This is a genomic window from Actinomyces gerencseriae DSM 6844, from assembly GCF_000429265.1.
Lineage (GTDB): Bacteria > Actinomycetota > Actinomycetes > Actinomycetales > Actinomycetaceae > Actinomyces > Actinomyces gerencseriae.
In genome coordinates this window covers 37906-57654 of record NZ_KE386873.1, presented here as the reverse complement: position 1 = coordinate 57654, position 19749 = coordinate 37906, and the positions used below count along the sequence as shown (strand labels likewise).

The following is a 19749-nucleotide window of genomic DNA, read 5'->3' as shown; positions in this document are numbered from 1 at the left end:
TATGCAGTCATGTCCCCGTCATCCTCGCGGCCGCAGCGGCGGCCCGCGCGCCCGTCGTCGACATCGGCCGGCCGCTCCCGCGCCGGGTCGAGGGCTCGCACCGCCCCCTCCCGCCCGGACCGCGCGTCAGGCGGGGGCGGCGCGCCCGGCGGTGACGGCGGGCCGCCGGCCTCCCGCCCCGTCCGCGCGTCGGGCGGGAAGCCGCGCCGTCGTCGCCTCGTCCTCACCGAGCCGTGGAAGCTCGTCCGGGCTCTCGCGCTGGTGACCGTCGTCGTGCTCATCGGTTGCGGCGCGCGCATATGGGTCCACCGTGTCACGGGCGCCCGGGCGGCGGACACCGCCCCCGTCGCGGAGCGGGCGTCTCCGGACACCACGGGGGAGTCGCCCTCCGCGGAGCCCGCAGAGGCGGGCGCCTCTCCCGGCGCCGAGCCGACGCGGACGCCCGCGCCGCGCACGGACGAGCAGGGCTTCGCCCACAGCGACGCCGCCGGCGATGGCACCTGGACGACCGCCGATCCGGTGCCCCCGTCCCGGCCGGGCGCCGAGACGGTCTACCGCTACGTGCTCCGGACCGAGAACGGCACCGGCGTCGACGCGGCCGCCGCCGCCGGCACGGTCGAGAGCGTCCTCAACGACGACCGCGGCTGGCGCACTGCCGAGGGAGTCTCCTTCGAGCAGGTGAGCGATCCCGCCTCGGCGGATTTCGTCCTGTCCATCGCCACGCCGCCGACGGCGGACGCGCTGTGCTCCCCCCTGGAGACGGCCAGCATGTGGAACTGCCGCAACGGGGACGACGTCGTCCTCAACTCCGACCGCTGGACCTACGGCACCCCGACCTTCTCCAGCATCGACGCCTACCACATCTACGTGATCAACCACGAGGTCGGCCACTTCCTCGGGCACGAGCACGAGTACTGCGCGGGAGCCGGTCTTACGTCGCCCGTCATGGCGCAGCAGAGCCGCACCCGCGAGGGCGGATGCACCGAGAACGGCTGGCCCACCAGGGACAACCAGGCCCCTTGAGGGGCCGAGGGGCGCCGATCCCCGCGCCGCGCCCGGCCGCGGTCGGCTGCATCCGGTCCTGCTCGGCCGCGGTCGGCCGCGTCTCCTCACCCCGATCGCTCGAGCGACCCGCGCGCGCCGATCCCGACCTCGCCCGCAGGCGGGGAGTGGGCGGTGGCGGGTCTCATGGCCTCACCGGATATGCTGTGAATATGCTGAGGCTGTGAGATCGTGTCCCGCGATCGACTCCGGGCACGGCTCCTCATCAACGGGGTGCATCGGCACCGGAGAACTCATAGCCTACGGCAAATCCCCATCGCATCTTGAGTAAGGTTGATCGTGCCTCCTACACCCGCTGCCGCGTCTCCGATCGTCGATTCCGGTACTCTCGCGCCCACATCCTCGGATACTCATATGTCGCGCCTCTGCGCCTGGGGGGTGCACGCCTTCACCATGTCGGGGCTGGTCTTCGCGAGCCTGGCGGCGCTGTCCATCGTCAACGACGAGATCGGCTGGATGTGGACGTGGCTCGCCGTCGCCCTCGTCGTCGATGGGATTGACGGCACCTTCGCCCGCCGCGCCCGGGTCAAGGAGGTCATCCCGTGGTTCGACGGCAGCGTGGTCGACATCGTCATCGACTACCTCACCTGGACATTCATCCCGGCGGTCTTCATGTACCTCAGGGTCCCGATGGGGCCGAAACCGGTCGCCAGCATCCTGCTCATCGTGATCCTGGTCTCCTCGATGTTCTGCTACGCCAACGAGGGCGAGAAGTCGAGCGACAACTACTTCGTCGGCTTCCCCGCGGCCTGGAACATCGTCGCCGTCATGGTGTGGGTGCTCGGCACTCCGGCCTGGCTCAACATCGTGGTGACGATCATCCTGGCCGGGCTCACCCTCGTGCCCACCTACTACATCCACCCGGTCCGCGTGAAGCGCTTCCGCTCGTTCAACATCGCCGCGGCGCTCGTGTGGATCGGAGGGACGGCCTGGCTCCTCGTCGCGCACCCGGCGCGTCCGCTGACGGCGCTGGTCCTGTCCATCGGGGGCGGGCTCTGGCTCCTCGTCGTCGGCGTGCTGCGATCCGTCCAGGGGCAGGACCGTCAGTTCTCGGAGGCGCCTGCGGACGTCTCCGGGGCGGCCGCCGTGACGTCCTCTGCGGAGGCCTCCGACAGGCCCTGAACGATCAGCCTCTCGCGCCACCACCGCAGCGCCTCGATCCCGGCGCTGCCCACGATCATCGCCACCACGGTCACGATCACCTCCGGCGGGTAGTCGCGCCCCTTGGTCCAGAAGTACACGTAGGGGGCCATGAAGGTGATGAGCGTGGTCGCCAGCCCGAGGAGCCGGTACCGGATCCGGTGTCCCGCCACCATCTGGACAAGGCCCCACGTGTAGGGCACGGCGGTGAGGACGTCGATCGTCCACAGCACCCATACCTGGCCGTGGAACCCGGGGACGAAGGCCACTGGAATGGCCCGCAGGGAGGAGTACACGAACACCAAGAGGTAGGCCAGGGTCACGGGGTTGCGGAGCAGCCGCAGCGTCCGCGACCGCTGGACCGCCTCGACGCCGCTGCGCCGCAGCGCCCACGCCGCCCGGGACGAGCAGCGCAGGGTGTCCACGCCGACCAGCACGGTGCGCAGGTAGCGGCGCGAGTCGCCCCCGCCCTCGGTCAAGGACATGAGCAGTGCGAGGGGGCTCAGGGCGATGACGACGGTGCTGCCGGTGCTGTCGGGGGCGGGGATCGCCATGGCGGGCGGGGCACTCGGCTCCCCGGCGTCGTCGACGGGCTCGGGCAGCGAGACGACGTGGATGAGCCCGCTGCCGACCGCGCGCACGATCAATGGGACGGCCTCGGCCGGCACCTGGCACAGCCACAGGCGCACCCCCTGCTCAAGAGCGTGCCCGAGCGCCTGGCCGAGCTTCCACCCGGTGCCATCGGGCATGCGCAGCCGGGACGCCGTCGTGGTGGAGAGCTCGGCGAGCACGGGCAGCTCGATCACCTGCTTGCCCCCCAGGTCCCCGCACCTGGCCACTCCCGCGAACTCGCGGAGCCGCACCGCGTCGATGCGGTAGCGGCGGGCGAGCGGTCGGTCGAGCACGGAGCGCGCGGTCAGGACGCGTGCCGCGACGGCGCTTGGAGAGGAGAGCACAGGTGGCAGGGTGCCAGATCGGTGTCGTTCTCGGCGAGTCGGCTCGCTCGGAGTCTCCCGTCGTCGTGCGGTCCCGCCTGATCGCGCCGTTCATCGCCGCTATTTTCGCCGGGGCCTTCCGCCACCGCGCGCTCCCGCCCCACCACTCCGCCGCGCCCCTGGCCGCCACCTTGCCGCTACCCTGCCGCTACCCTGCCGCTACCCTGCCGCTACCCTGCCGCGCCCCTGGCCGTGACCCGCTGCGTTCCGGCCCGTGAGTGCCGCCGCTGCGCCGTGAGAAGCGGTGCGGCGATCGATGAGCTGCGGCGGGCTGCGATCGGGCGCGCGAGAGGGGGCGGCGCGTCCACACGGCCGAGCCGCCGTGCGCGACGGCCGGCGGGTTGCGATCGGGCGCGCGAGCGCCCCGGCCCCGATGAGGACCCGATGAGGAGGAGCCCCGGTCGATGACGCATGATGGTGGCGTGAACGACGAGGAGCCCGACCGGTACGTCGCAGACGCCGCTGATGCCGCTGGCGTCGCTGACGTCATCGTCGTCGGAGCGGGGCAGGCCGGGCTGGCCACGGCGGGCGAGCTCGTTCGCCGCGGCCTGGTGCCGGGGAGCGAGCTGCTCGTCCTCGATGCCGAGCAGGGTCCCGGGGGCGCCTGGCGGCACCGCTGGGACTCCCTGACGATCGGCCGGGCTCACCGGATCGCCGATCTTCCCCGGTTCCCCGCCGGGGACCTGGACGAGGCGGCCCCCGGCAACGTCGTCGTCCCCGGGTACCACCGTCGCTACGAGGAGGCACTGGGGCTCCAGGTGCTGCGCCCGGTGCGCGTCACCTCGGTGAGGTCCACGGGGGTGCCCGCGCCGCTGTCGGCCCGGGGCGCTCGCGCGACCGGTGGCTCCGGGGCTCGCGGCGTCCCGACGCGCATGAGTCGCCGGCCGGACCCCGTGCGCCGTGACACCCTCCTGGCCGTCGACGGCCGCACGGGGGAGGGGCGACGCACATGGCTGGCGCGCATGGTCGTCTCCGCGTCCGGCACGTGGAGTCATCCCCGCATACCGCGCGTCCCGGGCAGGGACGGGTTCGCCGGCGAGCAGCTCCACACCGCCTCCTACCGCCGGGCCGAGGAGCTGGCCGGGAGACGCGTCCTCGTCGTCGGCGGTGGGCTCACCGCGGTGCAGATGATCCTGGAGATCGCCCCCTATGCCGCTTCGTTGACGTGGGCCACGCGCCGTCCGCCGAACTTCATCGCCGGTCCCGACGACATCTGGGGCGCCGCGCTGGAGCGGGCGGCCGGTGCGCGCGCCGCCGGTCCGGCCCCCATCGGCGCCGCGCGGCCCGCGGCCGTGCCCGCTCTGCAGAGGTACGTCGACGGCGTCGAGAGGGGGCTCCTCGTCTCCAGGGGGATGATCGACCTCATCGACGAGCACGCGGTGCGCTTCTCGCCGACGGCCATCGGCCCTCATCCCGATGGGTCGGGTTCCGCCGCGGTCACGGGCGGCGGGATGGCTGTCCCGGACTCGTGGGATCCCTACTCCGAGCCCACATGGGTCGACGTCGACGCCATCGTCTGGAGCACCGGCTTCAGGGCGGCACTGACGCACCTGGAACCACTGCGATTGCGCGAGCGGACGAACGCCGGTCCGGTCGGCGTCCCGGCCGGTGGCGATCCCCGGTACGAGTCGGGCATCCGCATGGAGGGGCGCACCGGCGTGGCCAAGGACCCGCGCCTGCTGCTGGTCGGGTACGGCCCCGACGCCTCGACCCTCGGCGCCGCACGGGCCGGCGGCGAGGCCGCGCGCAGGATCTGGCGCCGCCTGCGGCATCAGGGGTAGGGGAGGAGTGGGACTGGCGGGACCCGGCCGTGCGTCGCCCGCGTCCTCCCGGCGGCCGGTGCGGGGGGAAGAGGGGGACTGGCGGGACCTGGCCGTGCCTCGGAGGCGCCCCTAACCTGGCGGTGCCGCAGTCACCTCCAGCCACCTCCACAGGAGCAGTCATGACATCCACGACCGACGCAGCCGTTTTCGACTCCGAGAACATCTTCGGCAAGGGGGCGCCCAACACCGCCTTCGCCCAGTACTTCACCGGGGAGAGCTTCCTGAGGAGCCTGGTGACGGATCCCGAGTGCGCGGTCGGGGTGCACAACGTGACCTTCGAGCCCGGCTGCCGCAACAGCTGGCACATCCACCATGCCGCGTCGGGCGGAGGCCAGGTGCTCATCTGCACGGCCGGCTCCGGCTGGTACCAGGAGGAGGGGAAGGACGCCGTCTCGCTGACCCCCGGCACCGTCGTGTTCACCCGCGCCGGTGTCAAGCACTGGCACGGCGCCAAGGCCGACTCCTGGTTCTCCCACATCGCGCTCGCGGTCCCGGGCGAGGACACCTCCAACGAGTGGCTCGAGCCCGTCGACGACGCCCACTACGCGGCGCTGTGAGTCGGACTCCCCCCGCCCGTCCGGCTACGTCAGTGGCTCGTCCGCTCCGAACCCCGTCGCTCGACGTCGCCGCCGTTCGTCGCTCGTCGGTCCGCCCGGTCCGCTACCGGCGGGCGATGACCTCGCCGTGAACGACGACGTACCAACCGTCGTCCGCCGCGGCCCACGTCCGCCAGGCCATCGCCATCTCCTCCAGCTCGGTCGGGCGCGCCAGTCCCAGTTCGACTGCGCGCGGGCCGAAGGAGGAGAGGCACCGCTCCGCCCAGGTCCCGCCCCACCAGGAGCGCAGCTCGGGCGTCGCGTAGCACCAGGTCGACGCCGATGCCTCCGCGTCGCCGAGTCCCGCGGCGCGGAACCAGGACAGCAGATGGCTGCCGGCGTCGGGCTCGCCGCCGTTCGCCCGCGCCGTCGCCATGTAGACCCGGCGCCAGCGCTCCAGTGCGGGGGGCTGCGGGTACCAGGCCTTGGCCGAGTACACGGAGTCGCGCGCCGCCACGATTCCGCCCGGACGCGTCACCCGGCGCATCTCGCGCAGGGCGGCCACCGGGGCGGCCACGTGCTGGAGCACCTGGTGGGCGTGGACCACGTCGAAGGAGCCGTCCGCGAAGGGCAGGGCGTGCACGTCGCCGTCGACAAGCTCGACGACGTCGGCCAGTCCCCTCTCCTCAAGGGTCGCCCGCGCCGCCTCGAGCGCGGCCGGCGCGCTGTCGAGCGCGACGACGCGCCCGGGGCTGACGGATTCGGCGAGATCGGCGGTGATGGTCGCCGGGCCGCAGCCGACGTCGAGCAGGTCGAGGCCCGATCGGAGGCGGGGCAGGAGATGGGCGGCGGAGTCGGCCGCGGTGCGGTGGGCGTGGCTGGCGAGGACGGCGGGGGAGTGCCCGTGGGTGTAGCGCGGTGCGCCTGCGGGAACGGGAGCGTCGGTCACGAGAGGGAGCATACGGATCGGGGAGCCCTGGACGGGGCTCGTCCCGAAGCCTGGTCGCGCCGCTGGTGGTGCGCGGGCGGTTGCCGCTGGTGGTGCGCGGGCCTTATCTCGTGCTCAGGGTGCTGAGGTCGTGGTCGAGCCTTCGCCGGCCGCGGTCCTCACCGTCACCGTGGTCCTTCTCGCGTGGGCGGGCCGGGGCGAGTGGAGAGCCCGCTTTGCTCCACGGGTCTTCTTAGCTCCTTATCTCCTGTCGGGGCTAATTGGTGGCGCGCGGACCAGGATCATCGATGGGTTCGCGGGATGGGTCGTGAGAAAGGTGCCGTCGTGGCGGGGGACGGTGTCGCCGTCGACTGTCGACGCGGATCGTCGGGCTCGCGCGGTCGTACTCGGGGCCGCGTGGTCGTACCCTGGGGCCGCACGGTCGTACCCTTTCACTCGCGGTCGTACTTTGGGGCGCTTCTAACGTACGACCGCGCGGGCTCAGGTACGACCGCACGACGCAATGTACGACCGCGCGCATCCGGGTACGACCGCGCGGGACTGCCTACGACTGCGAGGCCTATCCGGGCCGGGCCTGCACGGGGTGCCCGGTCCGATGCCGGTCCGATGCCCGCAGGAGGGCGGTCCTCACCGGCGTGCCGCGTCGTCCCGTCGAGCTCGACATTCCGGGACGAGTCGGACGACGCCGCCGTCGGACTCGTGCAGGAATGCCCGACTCGTGGCCCCGGCAGCCGGGCGCGGCGCCCTCGGACCGATCTCGGTGCGGAACTGAACCGATCTCGGCACGGAACCGGACCGATCTCGGTGCGGAACTGAACCGATCTCGGCACGGAACCGGACCGATCTCGGCACGGAACCGGACCGATCTCGGCGAGAGGGACGGGCCGCGCAACCCCCGCGGGCCCCGGGATAACCAGCGATCGGGATGTTTCGTCTCAGTTTCCGGTGGGATGGGATGCTCGGCCTCGGCGCGGGAGACCGCCTGCCCGACGACGTGCTCCTGCGCGGATCATCCCAATAGACGAAGGAGCCCTCCATGCAGGGAGTTGTCGAGAAGGTCTATGAGCAGGTCGTCGATCGCAACCGGGGCGAGGCCGAGTTCCACCAGGCTGTCCGTGAAGTTCTGGAGTCCCTGGAGCCCGTCATCGCCAAGCACCCCTACTACGCCGACGATGCGCTGCTGGAGCGCATCGTCGAGCCCGAGCGCCAGGTCATCTTCCGCGTGCCGTGGGTCGATGACGCCGGAGCGGTTCACGTCAATCGCGGCTTCCGCGTCGAGTTCAACTCGGCGCTGGGGCCCTACAAGGGCGGTCTGCGCTTCCACCCGAGCGTCAACGTCGGCATCATCAAGTTCCTCGGCTTCGAGCAGATCTTCAAGAACGCCTTGACGGCTCAGGGCATCGGCGGCGGCAAGGGCGGTTCCGACTTCGACCCGCACGGCCGGTCCGACGCCGAGGTCATGCGCTTCTGCCAGTCCTTCATGACCGAGCTCTCCCGCCACATCGGCCCGAGCACCGACGTGCCCGCCGGCGACATCGGCGTGGGCGGCCGCGAGATCGGCTACCTGTTCGGCCAGTACAAGCGCCTGCGCAACGCCTATGACGCCGGGGTCCTCACCGGCAAGGGGCTGACCTGGGGCGGCTCGCTCGTGCGCACCGAGGCCACCGGCTACGGCACCGTCCTGTTCGCCCAGTCCATGCTCGCCACCAGGGGGGAGAGCCTGGAGGGCAAGAGGATCGCGGTCTCCGGCGCCGGCAACGTGGCCATCTACGCGATCGAGAAGGCCCAGAAGCTGGGCGCCGTCCCGATCACCTTCTCCGACTCCTCGGGATACGTCGTCGACGAGGCCGGCATCGACCTCGACCTGCTCAAGCAGATCAAGGAGGTCGAGCGCGGCCGCGTCAAGGACTACGTCGAGCGCCGTCCGGGCGCGCGTCTGGTCACCGAGGGCCGCCCGTGGGACGTCCCGGTCGATGTCGCCCTGCCCTGCGCCACCCAGAACGAGCTCGACGGCGACAACGCCGCCGCCCTGCTGCGCGGCGGCTGCACCGTCGTCTCCGAGGGCGCCAACATGCCCTCCACCCCCGAGGCCGTCGAGGCCTTCCAGGACGCGGGCATCCTCTACGCCCCGGGCAAGGCCTCCAACGCCGGCGGCGTGGCCACCTCCGCCCTGGAGATGGAGCAGAACGCCGGCAGGACCCGCTGGGACTTCGCCACCGCCGAGGCCAAGCTCGACGGCATCATGACCGACATCCACGACTCCTGCGTGGCAGCGGCCGAGGAGTACGGTCACCCCGGCGACTACGTGCTCGGCGCCAACGCCGCCGGCTTCACCCGGGTCGCCGACGTCATGATCGCCCACGGCATCGTCTGAGCCCCCGCCCTCATCCTCGCTGCCGCCGCGACGGCAGCGAGGATGGCGCCCGGCCCGCCCCGGAGAGAGCGGCCCCGTCGGGGTCGCCCCATTCTCGGGGCGGGCCGGGCGCTGTCGGCTCGGGCGCTGTCGGCTCGGGCGCCGTCGGCTCGCGGGGTCTCGGTGTGGTCTCGGGTGGGAGACGATCGTGCCCTGCGGAGGACGCGACCATCGTCGCGGACTACGCTTGCTCCAACCCTTCCTCCTTCCTCCCGACCAGGACCACCATGCGACCGAATCCCTGTGTGAAGGCCGTTGCCGCGCTCGCGGCGCTGGCCTTCGGTGCGCTCGTCCCTGCCGCCCCGCCGCTTGCAACTGCCGTCGAGGAGTCCGTCACCACCATCAACATCCTCGGCGTCGCCGACCTGCACGGACATATCGAGAGGACCACCGACCCCGCGACCGGGGAGGTGGTCGACCCCGGTGCCGCCACCGTGGCCTGCGAGGTCGCCGGGGCCCGCGAGTCGGATCCGGGCTCTCTCCTCGTCTCCTCGGGCGACAACGTCGGCGGTTCGCCCCCCGTCTCGGCGCTGCTCGACGACCAGCCGACCCTGGACGTCCTCAACGCCATGGGCACCGACGTCTCCGCCCTGGGCGACCACGAGCTCGACAAGGGGCTGGACGACCTCACCGGGCGGATCCTGCCCGCGGCCTCCTTCCCGTACCTGTCGGCCAATGTCACCGGCACGGCTCTGGACTCCGAGGGCGACGGGGACGGAACCGTCGTCAAGAACGCGGGCGGCGTCAAGGTCGGCTTCGTCGGCATCATGACCGACGACCTGCCATCCCTCCTCGCCCCGGCGGCCGCCGACGCGCTGACCCTGGCCCCCGCCGTCGACACCGCCAACGCCAGGGCCGCCGAGCTCAAGCGCACCGGTGCCGCCGACGTCGTCGTCGTGCTCGCCCACGCCGACGCCGCCGCGATGGCCCCCCGGCTCACCGGCGACGTCGACGCCGTCCTGGGCGGCTACGATCGCATCGCCCACCCGGCCGCGGGCGGGGCGGCCGTGGCGACGACGACCGACGGCCAGGACATCGCGGTCGTCCAGGCGGATCATGACGGCCGGGGGCTCGCCGATGTCTCGCTGGCCTACAACGCCGCCACCCGCGAGGTCTCCGTGGTCGGCGCCGCCGACAAGGACCTGCGGGCCTCCGACTGCACCGCCGACGCCTACGGCGTCAAGGGGATCGTCGCCGAGGCCTCCGCCAGGGCGGCGGTGCTCGGCGACCAGCGGGCCGCCGTCATCGGCTCGGACTTCCTGCGCGGCTCCGCCGACGGCGCGACGCCCGGCACCAGCCTCGGCACCGAGTCCACCGCCTCCGACCTCGTCGCCGACTCCTACGCCCGCTGGGCCGCCGCCGGCGTGCCCCACGGCGACGCCGCGCGCGTCGTCGGCCTGATGAGCGCGGACGGGGTGCGCGCCGATCTCCTCTACGCCGGGGACGCCGCCGACGGGTCCGACGACGGCGTCCTGACCAGCGGCGAGCTGCAGGCCGTCCAGCCGGCGGGCAACGAGATGAGCTACGCCACGGTCACCGGTGCCCAGCTCAAGGCCGCGCTCGCCCAGCAGTGGCGGCCCGGGGGCAGTCCCGGCGTGCTGACCCTGGGCACGTCGTCGAACGTCTCGGTCCGCATCGATCAGGGCGCCGCCGACGAGCTCTACGCCATCCACGACGAGATCGTCGGGGGCGCCACGACCGCGGACGCCGCGGCGCCCCGCATCGCCGACGCCCGGAGCCGCGTCATCGCATCGGTCGTCATCGACGGCTCCCCCCTCGCCGACAACGAGACCGTCCTGGTGGCCTCGAGCTCCTCCCTCATCGGGGGCGGGGAGGGCTACGCCGCCCTGTCGGAGGCGTCCCCCGTCAACACCGGCGCCATCGACCGCGATGTCGTCGCCGGCTACCTCGCCGACGTCGGGAGCCGGCCGGCGACCGCCTCCTACGTCAAGCACCAGATCGGTCTGGGGAGCACGATCTCCCGGACGAGTCCGCGCGCGGTCGCCCTCGACCTGACCGGGCTGGCCTACTCCAACGACTCCGAGAAGCGCAAGGGCGTCACGAGTGCGCGCTACTCCTACCGAGACGCCTCCGGCGCCACGGTGACCTCCGACGCGGTCGCGGTGGATGCCTCCACCGTCGCCGACCGCCCCGAGACCGGTCGGGCCGCCCTGGAGATCGTCTTCGGCGACAGCGCCGCCACTCGGACGTGCTCCTTCGACAGCGCCGCCCGGGACCGCTCCTGCTTCCTGGCCACGATCGAGCTGCTCGACGCCTCGGGCGCAGTGGTCGGCGACTACGACTACGAGCTGGCCACCGACGGCTCCGCCGATGCGTACGCCGCCCCCGGGGACTCCGCAACCGGTGCCGGTGGTGCGTTCGCCTCCAGGCACGCGGACGACGTCATCGTCGGCCCCGCCCCGGCCGAGCGGGCGGACCACGACGGGGACCTGGTGCGCACGGGCGCCTCCATCGGGATCGGTGCGATCGCTCTCGGGCTGGTCGTCGCGGGCGCCATCGTCCTGATCCGCCGCCGCGGACGCCCCGGCGACGCCCCCGATGACGTCGGCGATCCAGGCGACGCCCCCGACGACTTCGACGAGCCCGATGACGGCCCCGTCGGTGGCGTATCCTGACCGCGTGCCAGCACGACGTCGGATCGACCCCGCCGCAGGCGCCCGGGCGGTCCGTCAGTGGGCCGACGGCGGTAGCGGCGGCGACGGCTCCTCCGCGCTCGACCGGCGCGCGCTGGCCACAGCGGTCCGATTCTCACTGGAGGAGCTGGCGGCCTGCGCCCCCGGTCGCGCGGTCGAGGTGCGGGTCCCGCCGTACGGGGTGACGCAGGCGGTAGCCGGGACGGTCCACCGGCGCGGCACACCGCCCTCCGTCGTCGAGACGGACGCCGAGACCTGGCTCGCCCTGGTCACCGGACGTCTCGCGTGGGCGGATGCCGTGGCCGACGGGGCGCTGCACGCCTCGGGGGAGCGGTGCGATCTGTCCGTGTACCTGCCCCTTCTGCGCGCCTGACGATATTCTCCCGGGAGGGAGAGCCCGCGATCCCTTCCCTTCATGCCCGTTCGGGCGTAAGGTGAAGCCCGATCGGGCATTTCGATGTCCGGGCGGACATCGTGGTCGAGGAGGGGCATGAACGTCGAGCAGCGTCAGCGGGCGATCGTCGATGCCGTCGCCCGTGACGGGCGCGTGTCCGTCACCGAGCTCGCCGCCCGCTACGACGTCACCGTCGAGACCGTTCGCCGCGATCTGACCGCCCTCGATCGGCTCGGGTCGCTGCGCAAGGTCCACGGCGGGGCGGTGCCCGCCACCGTCCCCGCCCTGCCGGAGACCGGCGTCGCCGAGCGCGAGCGCGTCGGCTCCGACGCCAAGCAGACGATCGCCCGGGCGGCGCTCCCGCATCTCGGGCTGCGCCGCGGAAGCACCGTCCTGCTCGACGCCGGCACCACCGTCGGCGCTCTCGCCCGTCGTCTTCCCGGCGGGCTCGGTCTCACCGTCATCACCGACTCCGTCCTCACCGCGGCGCTCCTGGCCGGGCGCGACGACGTGACCGTGCGCGTCCTGGGCGGTCAGGTCCGCGGCATCACCCAGGCCGCCGTCGGCCCCGAGGCCCTCGCGGCGCTCGCCGCCACCCGCGTCGATGTCGCCGTCATAGGCACCAACGGGCTGACCTCCGAGCACGGCCTGTCCACCCCCGACCCCGACGAGGCCGCCGTCAAACGCGCCATGATCGGCGCCGCCAGGCGCGTCGTCGCGCTCGCCGACGCCACGAAGCTCGGTCAGGAGCACCTCGTGTCCTTCGCCGACCTGGCAGATGTCGATCTCCTGGTCACCGACTCCCCCCCGCCCGCATCCATCGCCGCACATCTCGCCACCCTAGGAACCGAGGTCATCGCTCCATGATCGTCACCCTCACTCCCAACCCGTCCCTGGACCGCACCGTCACCCTTCCCGGTCCCCTCGTCCGCGGCGGCGTCAACCGCTTGAGTGGAGTCGTCGTCGAGCCCGGGGGCAAGGGCGTCAACGTCGCCCGCGTGCTGGTCTCCGCGGGGCAGCGGGCCACCGCCGTGCTGCCGGCCTCCGCCCACGACCCGCTTCTGCTCGCCCTGGACGCGGCCGCCTCGGCCGGCCTGAGCGCGCGCGCGGTGACCGTGGCCGCACCCGTCCGCGTCAACACCGCGGTCACCGAGCCCGACGGCACCACCACCAAGCTCAACGAGGCCGGGGCGGAACTGGGCCCGGAGGAGATCGACGCCGTGGAGACGGCGCTCCTCGACGTCGTCGCCGCTTCCCCGGGCGCGGGCTCCGAGGGTCCTGACGGCGCTGACGCCCGCAGCTGGGCGGTCCTGTCGGGGTCCCTGCCGCCCGGTGCGCCCGCCGACTGGTACGCCCGCCTCGTGCGCCTCCTGCGCGGCTCCGCCCCGGGCCTGCGCATCGCCGTCGACACCTCGGACGAGCCCCTGACGGCGCTCGCCGCCGGCCTGCCCGAGGTCGCCCCCGACCTCATCAAGCCCAACGGCGAGGAGCTCGGACAGCTCGTCGGCCTGCCGGCCGATCGCGCCATGGCGCTGGAGGAGGGGGCCATGAGCGGAGACCTCGCCCCCGTCGCCGACGCCGCCCGGATCCTGGTCGACCTGGGGCTCGGCGCCGTCATGGCCACCCTCGGCCCCGCCGGCGCGGTCCTGGTGACCGGCGAGGGCGCCTGGCACGCCACCGCGCCCGAGGTGCCGGTCCTGTCCACGGTGGGCGCCGGGGACTCCTCCGTCGCCGGCTACGTCCTGGCCGACGTCCGCGGCGGCGACGAGGTCGAGCGGTTGAGGACCGCCATGGCCTACGGCTCCGCCGCCGCGTCGCTGCCCGGCACGACTCTGCCCGCGCCGGGCGACCTGCCCGCGCAGGACGTCGTCGTCACCCGGCTCGCCTGAGCCCACGTCCCTGACCATCCGGCGTCCCGGCCTCGCGCCCGCGCCCTGACACAGAACCGCTGACGCGCCACCCGGCCCCAGCACCCATCGGACAACGAGGAAGCAATATGCCCCCGAACGCAGCGCCCGCCGAGGCGTCCACACCACTGATCATCCCCGAACTCATACGGCTAGACGCCCTTCCCGGCAGCAGCAAGAAGGATGTCATCGAGTACCTGGCGCAGGTCATCGCCTCCGCGGGGCGCGCCGACTCCTCCGAGGGGCTGGCCGGCGACGCCGTCGCCCGCGAGGAGACCGCCCCGACCGGCATCCCCGGCGGGATCGCCATCCCGCACTGCCGCAGCCCGCACGTGCTCGCCCCCTCGCTCGGGTTCGCCCGTCTGGCGGAGTCGGTCGACTTCGGCGCCGCCGATGAGGAGGCTGCCGACCTGGTCTTCATGATCGCCGCCCCCGCCGGCGCCGACGACTTCCACCTCCAGCTCCTGGCCAAGCTGGCGCGCGGCCTGATGGACGTCGAGTTCACCGACGCCCTGCGCAAGGCCACCAGCGCCGAGGAGGTCGCCCGCATCGTCACCGAGCAGGTTCAGCCCGAGCCCGCCGAGGAGGCGTCGTCCGTCGCCGAGCGAGAGACTCCCGCGCCGTCGGCGGACGGGACCGTCATCGTCGGCGTCTCCTCGTGCCCGACCGGCATCGCCCACACCTACATGGCCGCCGAGGCCCTTGAGCAGGCGGGCAAGGAGCGCGGCGTCACGGTGAGCATCGAGGGCCAGGGCTCGGGCAAGATCGACTGGCTCGACCCCGCCCTCGTCAAGCGCGCCGATGCGGTGGTCTTCGCCCACGACCTGCCCGTCAAGGGGCGCGACCGCTTCGTCGGCAAGCCGATGGTCGACGTCGGCGTCAAGGCGGCCGTCAACGACGCCGGGGCGCTCATCGACCAGGCCCTGGCCGCCATGGAGGACCCGAACGCCGCGCGCGTCCCCGCCGGCGGGGCCGAGGCCGACGACGCCGAGGAGGAGAGCGTTCACTGGGCCCGCCGGCTGCAGCGCTCGGTCATGACCGGCGTGTCCTACATGATCCCCTTCGTCGCCGCGGGCGGTCTGCTCATCGCGCTCGGCTTCCTCTTCGGCGGCTACGACATCACCGAGAACGCCAAGAACATCGTGGTCGGCGACGCCGACAAGGGCGTCCTCGCGACCAGCCTGTGGAACCTGCCGGACCTGTCCAACGAGAACTACGCCGCCGCCCACGCCCTGTTCGGGTCCTCGCTCATGGCCTACATCGGCGCCGTGCTGTTCCTGCTGGGCAACACGGGCATGGGGCTGCTCGTTCCGGCGCTGTCCGGCTACACCGCGTTCGGCCTGGCCGGACGCCCCGGCATCGCGCCCGGTTTCATCATGGGCCTGGTGGCCGTCGCCACGAACTCGGGCTTCATCGGCGGTCTGATCGGAGGCATCCTCGCCGGCTACATGGCCGCCTGGCTCTCCGGCCTGAACGCACCGCGCTGGCTGCGCAGTCTCATGCCCGTCGTCATCATCCCGCTGTGCACCACGGCCGTGGCCGGTTCGATCATGTACATGCTGCTGGGCAAGCCGCTGGCCTCCTTCATGAGCTGGCTCACCGGCTCCCTGACCTCCATGGCCGATAACGGCGCGGGCGTCCTCCTGGGCGTCATCATCGGCCTCATGATGTGCTTCGACCTGGGCGGTCCCGTCAACAAGGCCGCGTACCTCTTCGGCACCGCCGGACTCGCCCAGGCCACGACCGCCTCCTACGAGATCATGGCGGCCGTCATGGCCGCGGGCATGGTCCCGCCGATCGCCCTGGCACTGGCCACCACGATTCGCCCGAGGCTCTTCACCGATGTCGAGCGCGACAACGGCCGCGCCGCATGGCTGCTGGGCGCCTCCTTCATCTCCGAGGGCGCCATCCCCTTCGCCGCGGCCGACCCCCTGCGCATCATCCCGCCCGCGATGGTCGGCGGGGCGGTGACCGGGGCGCTGTCCATGGCGCTGCACGCGGGCTCGCGCGCTCCCCACGGCGGCGTGTTCGTGTTCTTCGCCATGGACAACTTCCTGTGGTTCATCGTCGCGATCGCCGTCGGCGCGGTCGTCACCTGCGCCGGCGTGCTGGCGCTCAAGCAGATGGCCGCGAACAAGAAGGCCGTCGAGGCCGTCGAGGCCGCGGCCGCCTGAGCGGCCGCGACCGGCGCGTCCCACCATCCCGCACCACCGCCCGCCCGGGCGCGCGGACCCGTGTCCGCGCGCCCGGGCGGCTCGTGCACGGGAACGCCGTTCTCGCTCGACCCCGGTCTCCCGCATACGCGGGCCTCGTCGATCGCCGGTCCTCTCGGATCGCTCAGAGGAATTGGCGACGGCGATTCTCGTTCCAGGGCTGCGTGCAAGGCCGCGCCCATGTGCGCCCGCTCCCGCGCCCGACGCCGCGCTGCCGCATTCGATGGGCTATCCGTCCCGGTGCTCGGTGCAGAATTCGACGGGGCGCCGGCGTCGTCAGCGGTATGCGAGCAGTGTTGCATTCGGTGTTTCTTCCGCATAGACTCCCCAAGTCCTCAGAGGAATCAGGGGGAGTGATGAGCCGGACCCGCGTTGACGCCGCCGTCGAGGAGTTGCTGCGCCGCATCGTCGGCGGCACCTACCCGACCGGCGCCGCCCTGCCCGGGGAGGCCTCCCTCGCCTCCGACCTGTCCGTCTCGCGCCTGACCGCCCGCGAGGCCACCAAGGTCCTGGCCACCCGCGGCGTCCTGTCCGCGCGCCAGGGCTCGGGAACCTACGTCAACGACCCGGCCTCCTGGCAGGACCTCGGCAGCCTCGCCGCCCTCGCCCGGCGCGACGGCTCCGAGCGCGAGGTCGGCCTGGCGCTGCTCGAGGTGCGCCGCATGATCGAGGTCGGCTCCGCCGGTCTCGCCGCGGCCCGCATCACCGCCGACCGGCTCGACGCCATGGAGGCCGCCATCGCCGAGCTGCGCCGGGCGGACGCCGACGACGACGTCGACGCCGCGGTCGGAGCGGATCTCGCCTTCCACGACCACATCGTCCGGGCCGCGTCCAACCCCTTCATCGGCGTCACCTTCGCCCCGCTGCGCGATGAGCTCGTCGTGGCCCGCCGCGTGACCTCCGCCCACCACGAGGTGCGCGCCCACGCCGTGGTCCAGCACGAGCGCATCCTGACGGCGCTGCGCCTCGGATCCCCGGACGCCGCCGAGGCCGCCATGCGCGCCCATATGGACCAGACCAGCAACGACCTGCTCCAGTACGCCGCCTGACCCGCCCCGGCCCGCCCCAGGACGGCCCGGCGGTCGTCGGGCGGCGCCGATGACAACCGCAGACGCCCCGCGGGCCGCTGCGGCTCCGCCGACGAGCCCGCGGCAGCTACTCGACAACCGCATCGCACGTCACAATCGCAGTCACGAAGGAGTGCACTCATGAAGACAATGGACGAGCTCACGGCGGGCGTGCCCGCCGGCCCCGCCGTCGACCCGGCCGACGTGGCCGCGTCCCTGACCCGCGCCCTCGTCGTCCTGGACGACGACCCCACCGGCACCCAGTCCGTCGCCGACCTGCCCGTCATCACCGGGTGGAGCGTGGACGACCTGGCCTGGGCCCTGTCCACCGGGGCCGGCGCCGTCTACGTCATGACGAACTCGCGCAGCCTGGATCCCGCGGACGCCGAGCGGGTCAACGTCGAGGTCGTCACCAACGCCCTGGCCGCCGCCGAGCGCGTCGGTCGCCGGGTCGCCTTCGTCTCCCGCTCCGACTCCACCCTGCGCGGCCACTTCCCCGTCGAGCCCGCCACGATCGCCGACCTGCTCGAGCGCGCCGGCACCCGTGTGGACGGCATCGTCCTGTCCCCGGCCTTCCCCGACGCCGGTCGCATCACCGTCCACGGCACGCACTACGCGGGCGCCGCCGCCACCGGCTTCGTGCCCGTCGGCGAGACCGAGTTCGCCGACGACAAGACCTTCGGCTACACGGCCTCGGCCCTGCCCGCGTGGGTCGAGGAGAAGACCGCCGGCGCCGTGAGGGCCGACGACGTGATCGTCATCGACCTGGCCGCCCTGCGCACCGACGAGGACGCGGTCGTCGCCGCCCTGTCCGCGGCCAGGAACCGCGCGCCCATCGCCGTGGACTGCGTCGAGGAGAACGACCTGCTCCTGCTGGCCCGGGCGCTCCAGCGGGCCGAGGACGCCGGATCGACCTTCGTCTACCGGGTCGGCCCTCCCTTCGTGCGCGCCCGCATCGGCCAGCTCCCCCGCGCCCCGCTGACGGCGGCCGAGGCCCGTCCCGCCGACTTCGCCCCCGAGTCCGACGCCGTCGGCGGGCTGGTCGTCGTCGGCTCCCACGTGGGACTCACCGGCCGTCAGGTGGACGCCCTGCGCGCCGCGACCGCCACGCCGGAGATCGTCCTCGACGTCCCCTCCGTGCTCGACCCGGCCCGGCGCGACGCCCACGTGCTCGCCGTCGCCGAGCGGGCGGCCGAGGCGCTCGGCGACGGCAATGCCGTCGTGCGCCGCGGCGGGGCCTTCGTGGCCGGGCGCGACGCCGAGGAGTCCCTCGACTTCGCCCGGCGCGTGTCCGCCGCCGTCGTCGAGGTCGTCCAGAGGATCGTCGCCGCGCGCTGCCCCCGCTTCGTCATCGCCAAGGGCGGCATCACCTCCTCCGACGTCGCCAGTCGCGGCCTGGGCATGAGCCGGGCCCTCGTGCGCGGGCCGATGCTGCCCGGCATCGTCTCCCTGTGGGAGCCGCAGGACGGGCCGGCCGCCGGCGTGCCCTACATCGTCTTCGCCGGGAACGTCGGCGACGACGACTCCCTCGCCCGGGTCGTCACCACCCTCAATGGCTGAACCCCGCCGGCCGGGACCGATCCGGCCCTCCCGCCGGCCTCCCATCCGGCACCCCCATTCCACCGGGCCGCACCGGCCCGGCCGATCAAAGGAGATCACTGTGACAACCGCACCCGCAGATGGAACCGCAGCCGCGACGGCCCCCGCGATCGTCGCCGTCCTCGGCCTGGGGGCCATGGGGCTGCCCATGGCCACGAACCTGTCGAAGGGCTTCGCCGTTCGCGGCTTCGACATCGCCTCCGAGCGCCTCGCCCTCGCCGAGCGGGCGGGCGTGGCCCCGGCCGCGACGGCCGCCGAGGCCGTCTCCGGCGCCGACGTCGTCCTCGTCGCCGTGCGCGACCAGGCCCAGCTCGAGGAGCTCCTCTTCGGCGAGGGAGGCATCGCCCCGCACATGGCGCGCGGCGCCGTCGTCCTACTGACCTCCACCGTCGGCGGCGCCGGCGTCAGGGCCGTGGCCGCCCGCCTCGCCGAGGCCGGCCTGGGCCTCGTCGACGCCCCCGTCTCCGGCGGACCGGTGCGCGCGGGGGAGGGCGACCTGCTCGTCGTCGTCGGCGCCGACGACGACGCGTGGGCCCGCACCGAGGACGTCCTGAGCGCCATGTCCTCCACCCTCGTGCGCGTGGGCGACGAGCCCGGCGCCGGCCAGGCCATGAAGACCGTCAACCAGCTCCTGTGCGGCGTCCACATCGCCGCCGCGGGCGAGGCCCTCGCCCTGGCCCGGGCCCTCGGCCTGGACGCCGGGACCGCCCTCGAGGCCCTCATGGCCGGGGCCGCCTCCTCCTTCATGCTGGGGGACCGCGGCCCGCGCATGCTCCAGGCCTACGACGGCGACGGCGCCGAGGTGCGCTCCAGCCTCAACATCTTCGTCAAGGACATGGGCATCGTCACCGCCGCCGCCAAGGGCGCCGGCCTGTCCACCCCGGTGGCGGCGGCGGCCGAGCAGCTCTACCTCCAGGGCGCCGCCCGCGGCCTGGGCGCCCGCGACGACTCCTCCGTCATCACCGTCGTCGCCCCCGAGAAGGGCTGAGGGGGAGGG

At 73.3% G+C, this 19749-nt stretch carries 15 protein-coding genes; 13 read left to right on the top strand and 2 right to left on the bottom strand.

What is annotated here, in order from left to right; all coding sequences use genetic code 11:
- Positions 1-9: 9 nt before the first annotated feature.
- Together G448_RS0113320 and G448_RS16740 are read left to right on the top strand one after the other, a co-directional pair.
- Positions 10-1023 (top strand): DUF3152 domain-containing protein, encoded by a 1014-nt coding sequence (locus G448_RS0113320; protein ID WP_026408379.1) that lies wholly within the window; start codon positions 10-12, stop codon positions 1021-1023.
- A gap of 393 nt (positions 1024-1416) precedes the next feature.
- Positions 1417-2184 (top strand): CDP-alcohol phosphatidyltransferase family protein, encoded by a 768-nt coding sequence (locus tag G448_RS16740; RefSeq protein WP_051269090.1) that lies wholly within the window; start codon positions 1417-1419, stop codon positions 2182-2184.
- Here the strand turns inward: G448_RS16740 and G448_RS16735 are convergent.
- Positions 2106-3158 (bottom strand): hypothetical protein, encoded by a 1053-nt coding sequence (locus tag G448_RS16735; RefSeq protein ID WP_051269089.1) that lies wholly within the window; start codon positions 3156-3158, stop codon positions 2106-2108. The genes G448_RS16740 and G448_RS16735 overlap by 79 nt on opposite strands.
- A 461-nt stretch (positions 3159-3619) precedes the next feature.
- Here G448_RS16735 and G448_RS0113305 point away from each other — a divergent pair, with 461 nt between their 5' ends.
- Positions 3620-4978, top strand: a complete 1359-nt coding sequence (locus tag G448_RS0113305) for an NAD(P)-binding domain-containing protein (RefSeq protein ID WP_245572345.1) — start codon at positions 3620-3622, stop codon at positions 4976-4978.
- A gap of 161 nt (positions 4979-5139) precedes the next feature.
- Complete coding sequence (locus G448_RS0113300) at positions 5140-5577, top strand: cupin domain-containing protein (protein WP_026408377.1); 438 nt, start codon at positions 5140-5142, stop codon at positions 5575-5577.
- 103 nt (positions 5578-5680) lie between these two features.
- Here G448_RS0113300 and G448_RS0113295 read toward each other — a convergent pair whose 3' ends face one another.
- Entirely contained in the window at positions 5681-6505 is an 825-nt protein-coding gene (locus tag G448_RS0113295; protein WP_026408376.1) for a class I SAM-dependent methyltransferase, read from the bottom strand.
- Positions 6506-7541: 1036 nt separating this feature from the next.
- Here G448_RS0113295 and gdhA point away from each other — a divergent pair.
- The 9 genes from gdhA to G448_RS0113250 all read left to right on the top strand — a co-directional run bounded on the left by gdhA (position 7542) and on the right by G448_RS0113250 (position 19740).
- Positions 7542-8879 (top strand): NADP-specific glutamate dehydrogenase, encoded by a 1338-nt coding sequence (gene gdhA, locus G448_RS0113290; RefSeq protein WP_026408375.1) that lies wholly within the window; start codon positions 7542-7544, stop codon positions 8877-8879.
- 284 nt (positions 8880-9163) lie between these two features.
- Complete coding sequence (locus G448_RS0113285; protein ID WP_034495428.1) at positions 9164-11554, top strand: bifunctional metallophosphatase/5'-nucleotidase; 2391 nt, start codon at positions 9164-9166, stop codon at positions 11552-11554.
- Between the two features lie 4 nt (positions 11555-11558).
- Positions 11559-11945 (top strand): sterol carrier family protein, encoded by a 387-nt coding sequence (locus G448_RS0113280; RefSeq protein WP_026408373.1) that lies wholly within the window; start codon positions 11559-11561, stop codon positions 11943-11945.
- A 117-nt stretch (positions 11946-12062) separates the two neighbouring features.
- Positions 12063-12833 (top strand): DeoR/GlpR family DNA-binding transcription regulator, encoded by a 771-nt coding sequence (locus G448_RS0113275; RefSeq protein ID WP_026408372.1) that lies wholly within the window; start codon positions 12063-12065, stop codon positions 12831-12833.
- Positions 12830-13855 (top strand): 1-phosphofructokinase family hexose kinase, encoded by a 1026-nt coding sequence (locus G448_RS0113270; protein ID WP_026408371.1) that lies wholly within the window; start codon positions 12830-12832, stop codon positions 13853-13855. Before G448_RS0113275 ends, G448_RS0113270 begins: the two co-directional genes overlap by 4 nt.
- Before the next feature lie 107 nt (positions 13856-13962).
- Complete coding sequence (locus G448_RS0113265; protein ID WP_026408370.1) at positions 13963-16047, top strand: PTS fructose transporter subunit IIABC; 2085 nt, start codon at positions 13963-13965, stop codon at positions 16045-16047.
- 395 nt (positions 16048-16442) lie between these two features.
- A complete protein-coding gene (locus G448_RS0113260; protein ID WP_026408369.1) occupies positions 16443-17135 on the top strand; it encodes a FadR/GntR family transcriptional regulator in 693 nt (230 codons plus the stop codon).
- A gap of 159 nt (positions 17136-17294) precedes the next feature.
- Positions 17295-18713, top strand: coding sequence for a four-carbon acid sugar kinase family protein (locus G448_RS0113255; protein ID WP_026408368.1), 1419 nt, complete (start codon positions 17295-17297; stop codon positions 18711-18713).
- 100 nt (positions 18714-18813) lie between these two features.
- On the top strand, positions 18814-19740 hold the full coding sequence (locus G448_RS0113250) for an NAD(P)-dependent oxidoreductase (protein WP_281170961.1): 927 nt from the start codon (positions 18814-18816) through the stop codon (positions 19738-19740).
- Positions 19741-19749 lie beyond the last annotated feature (9 nt).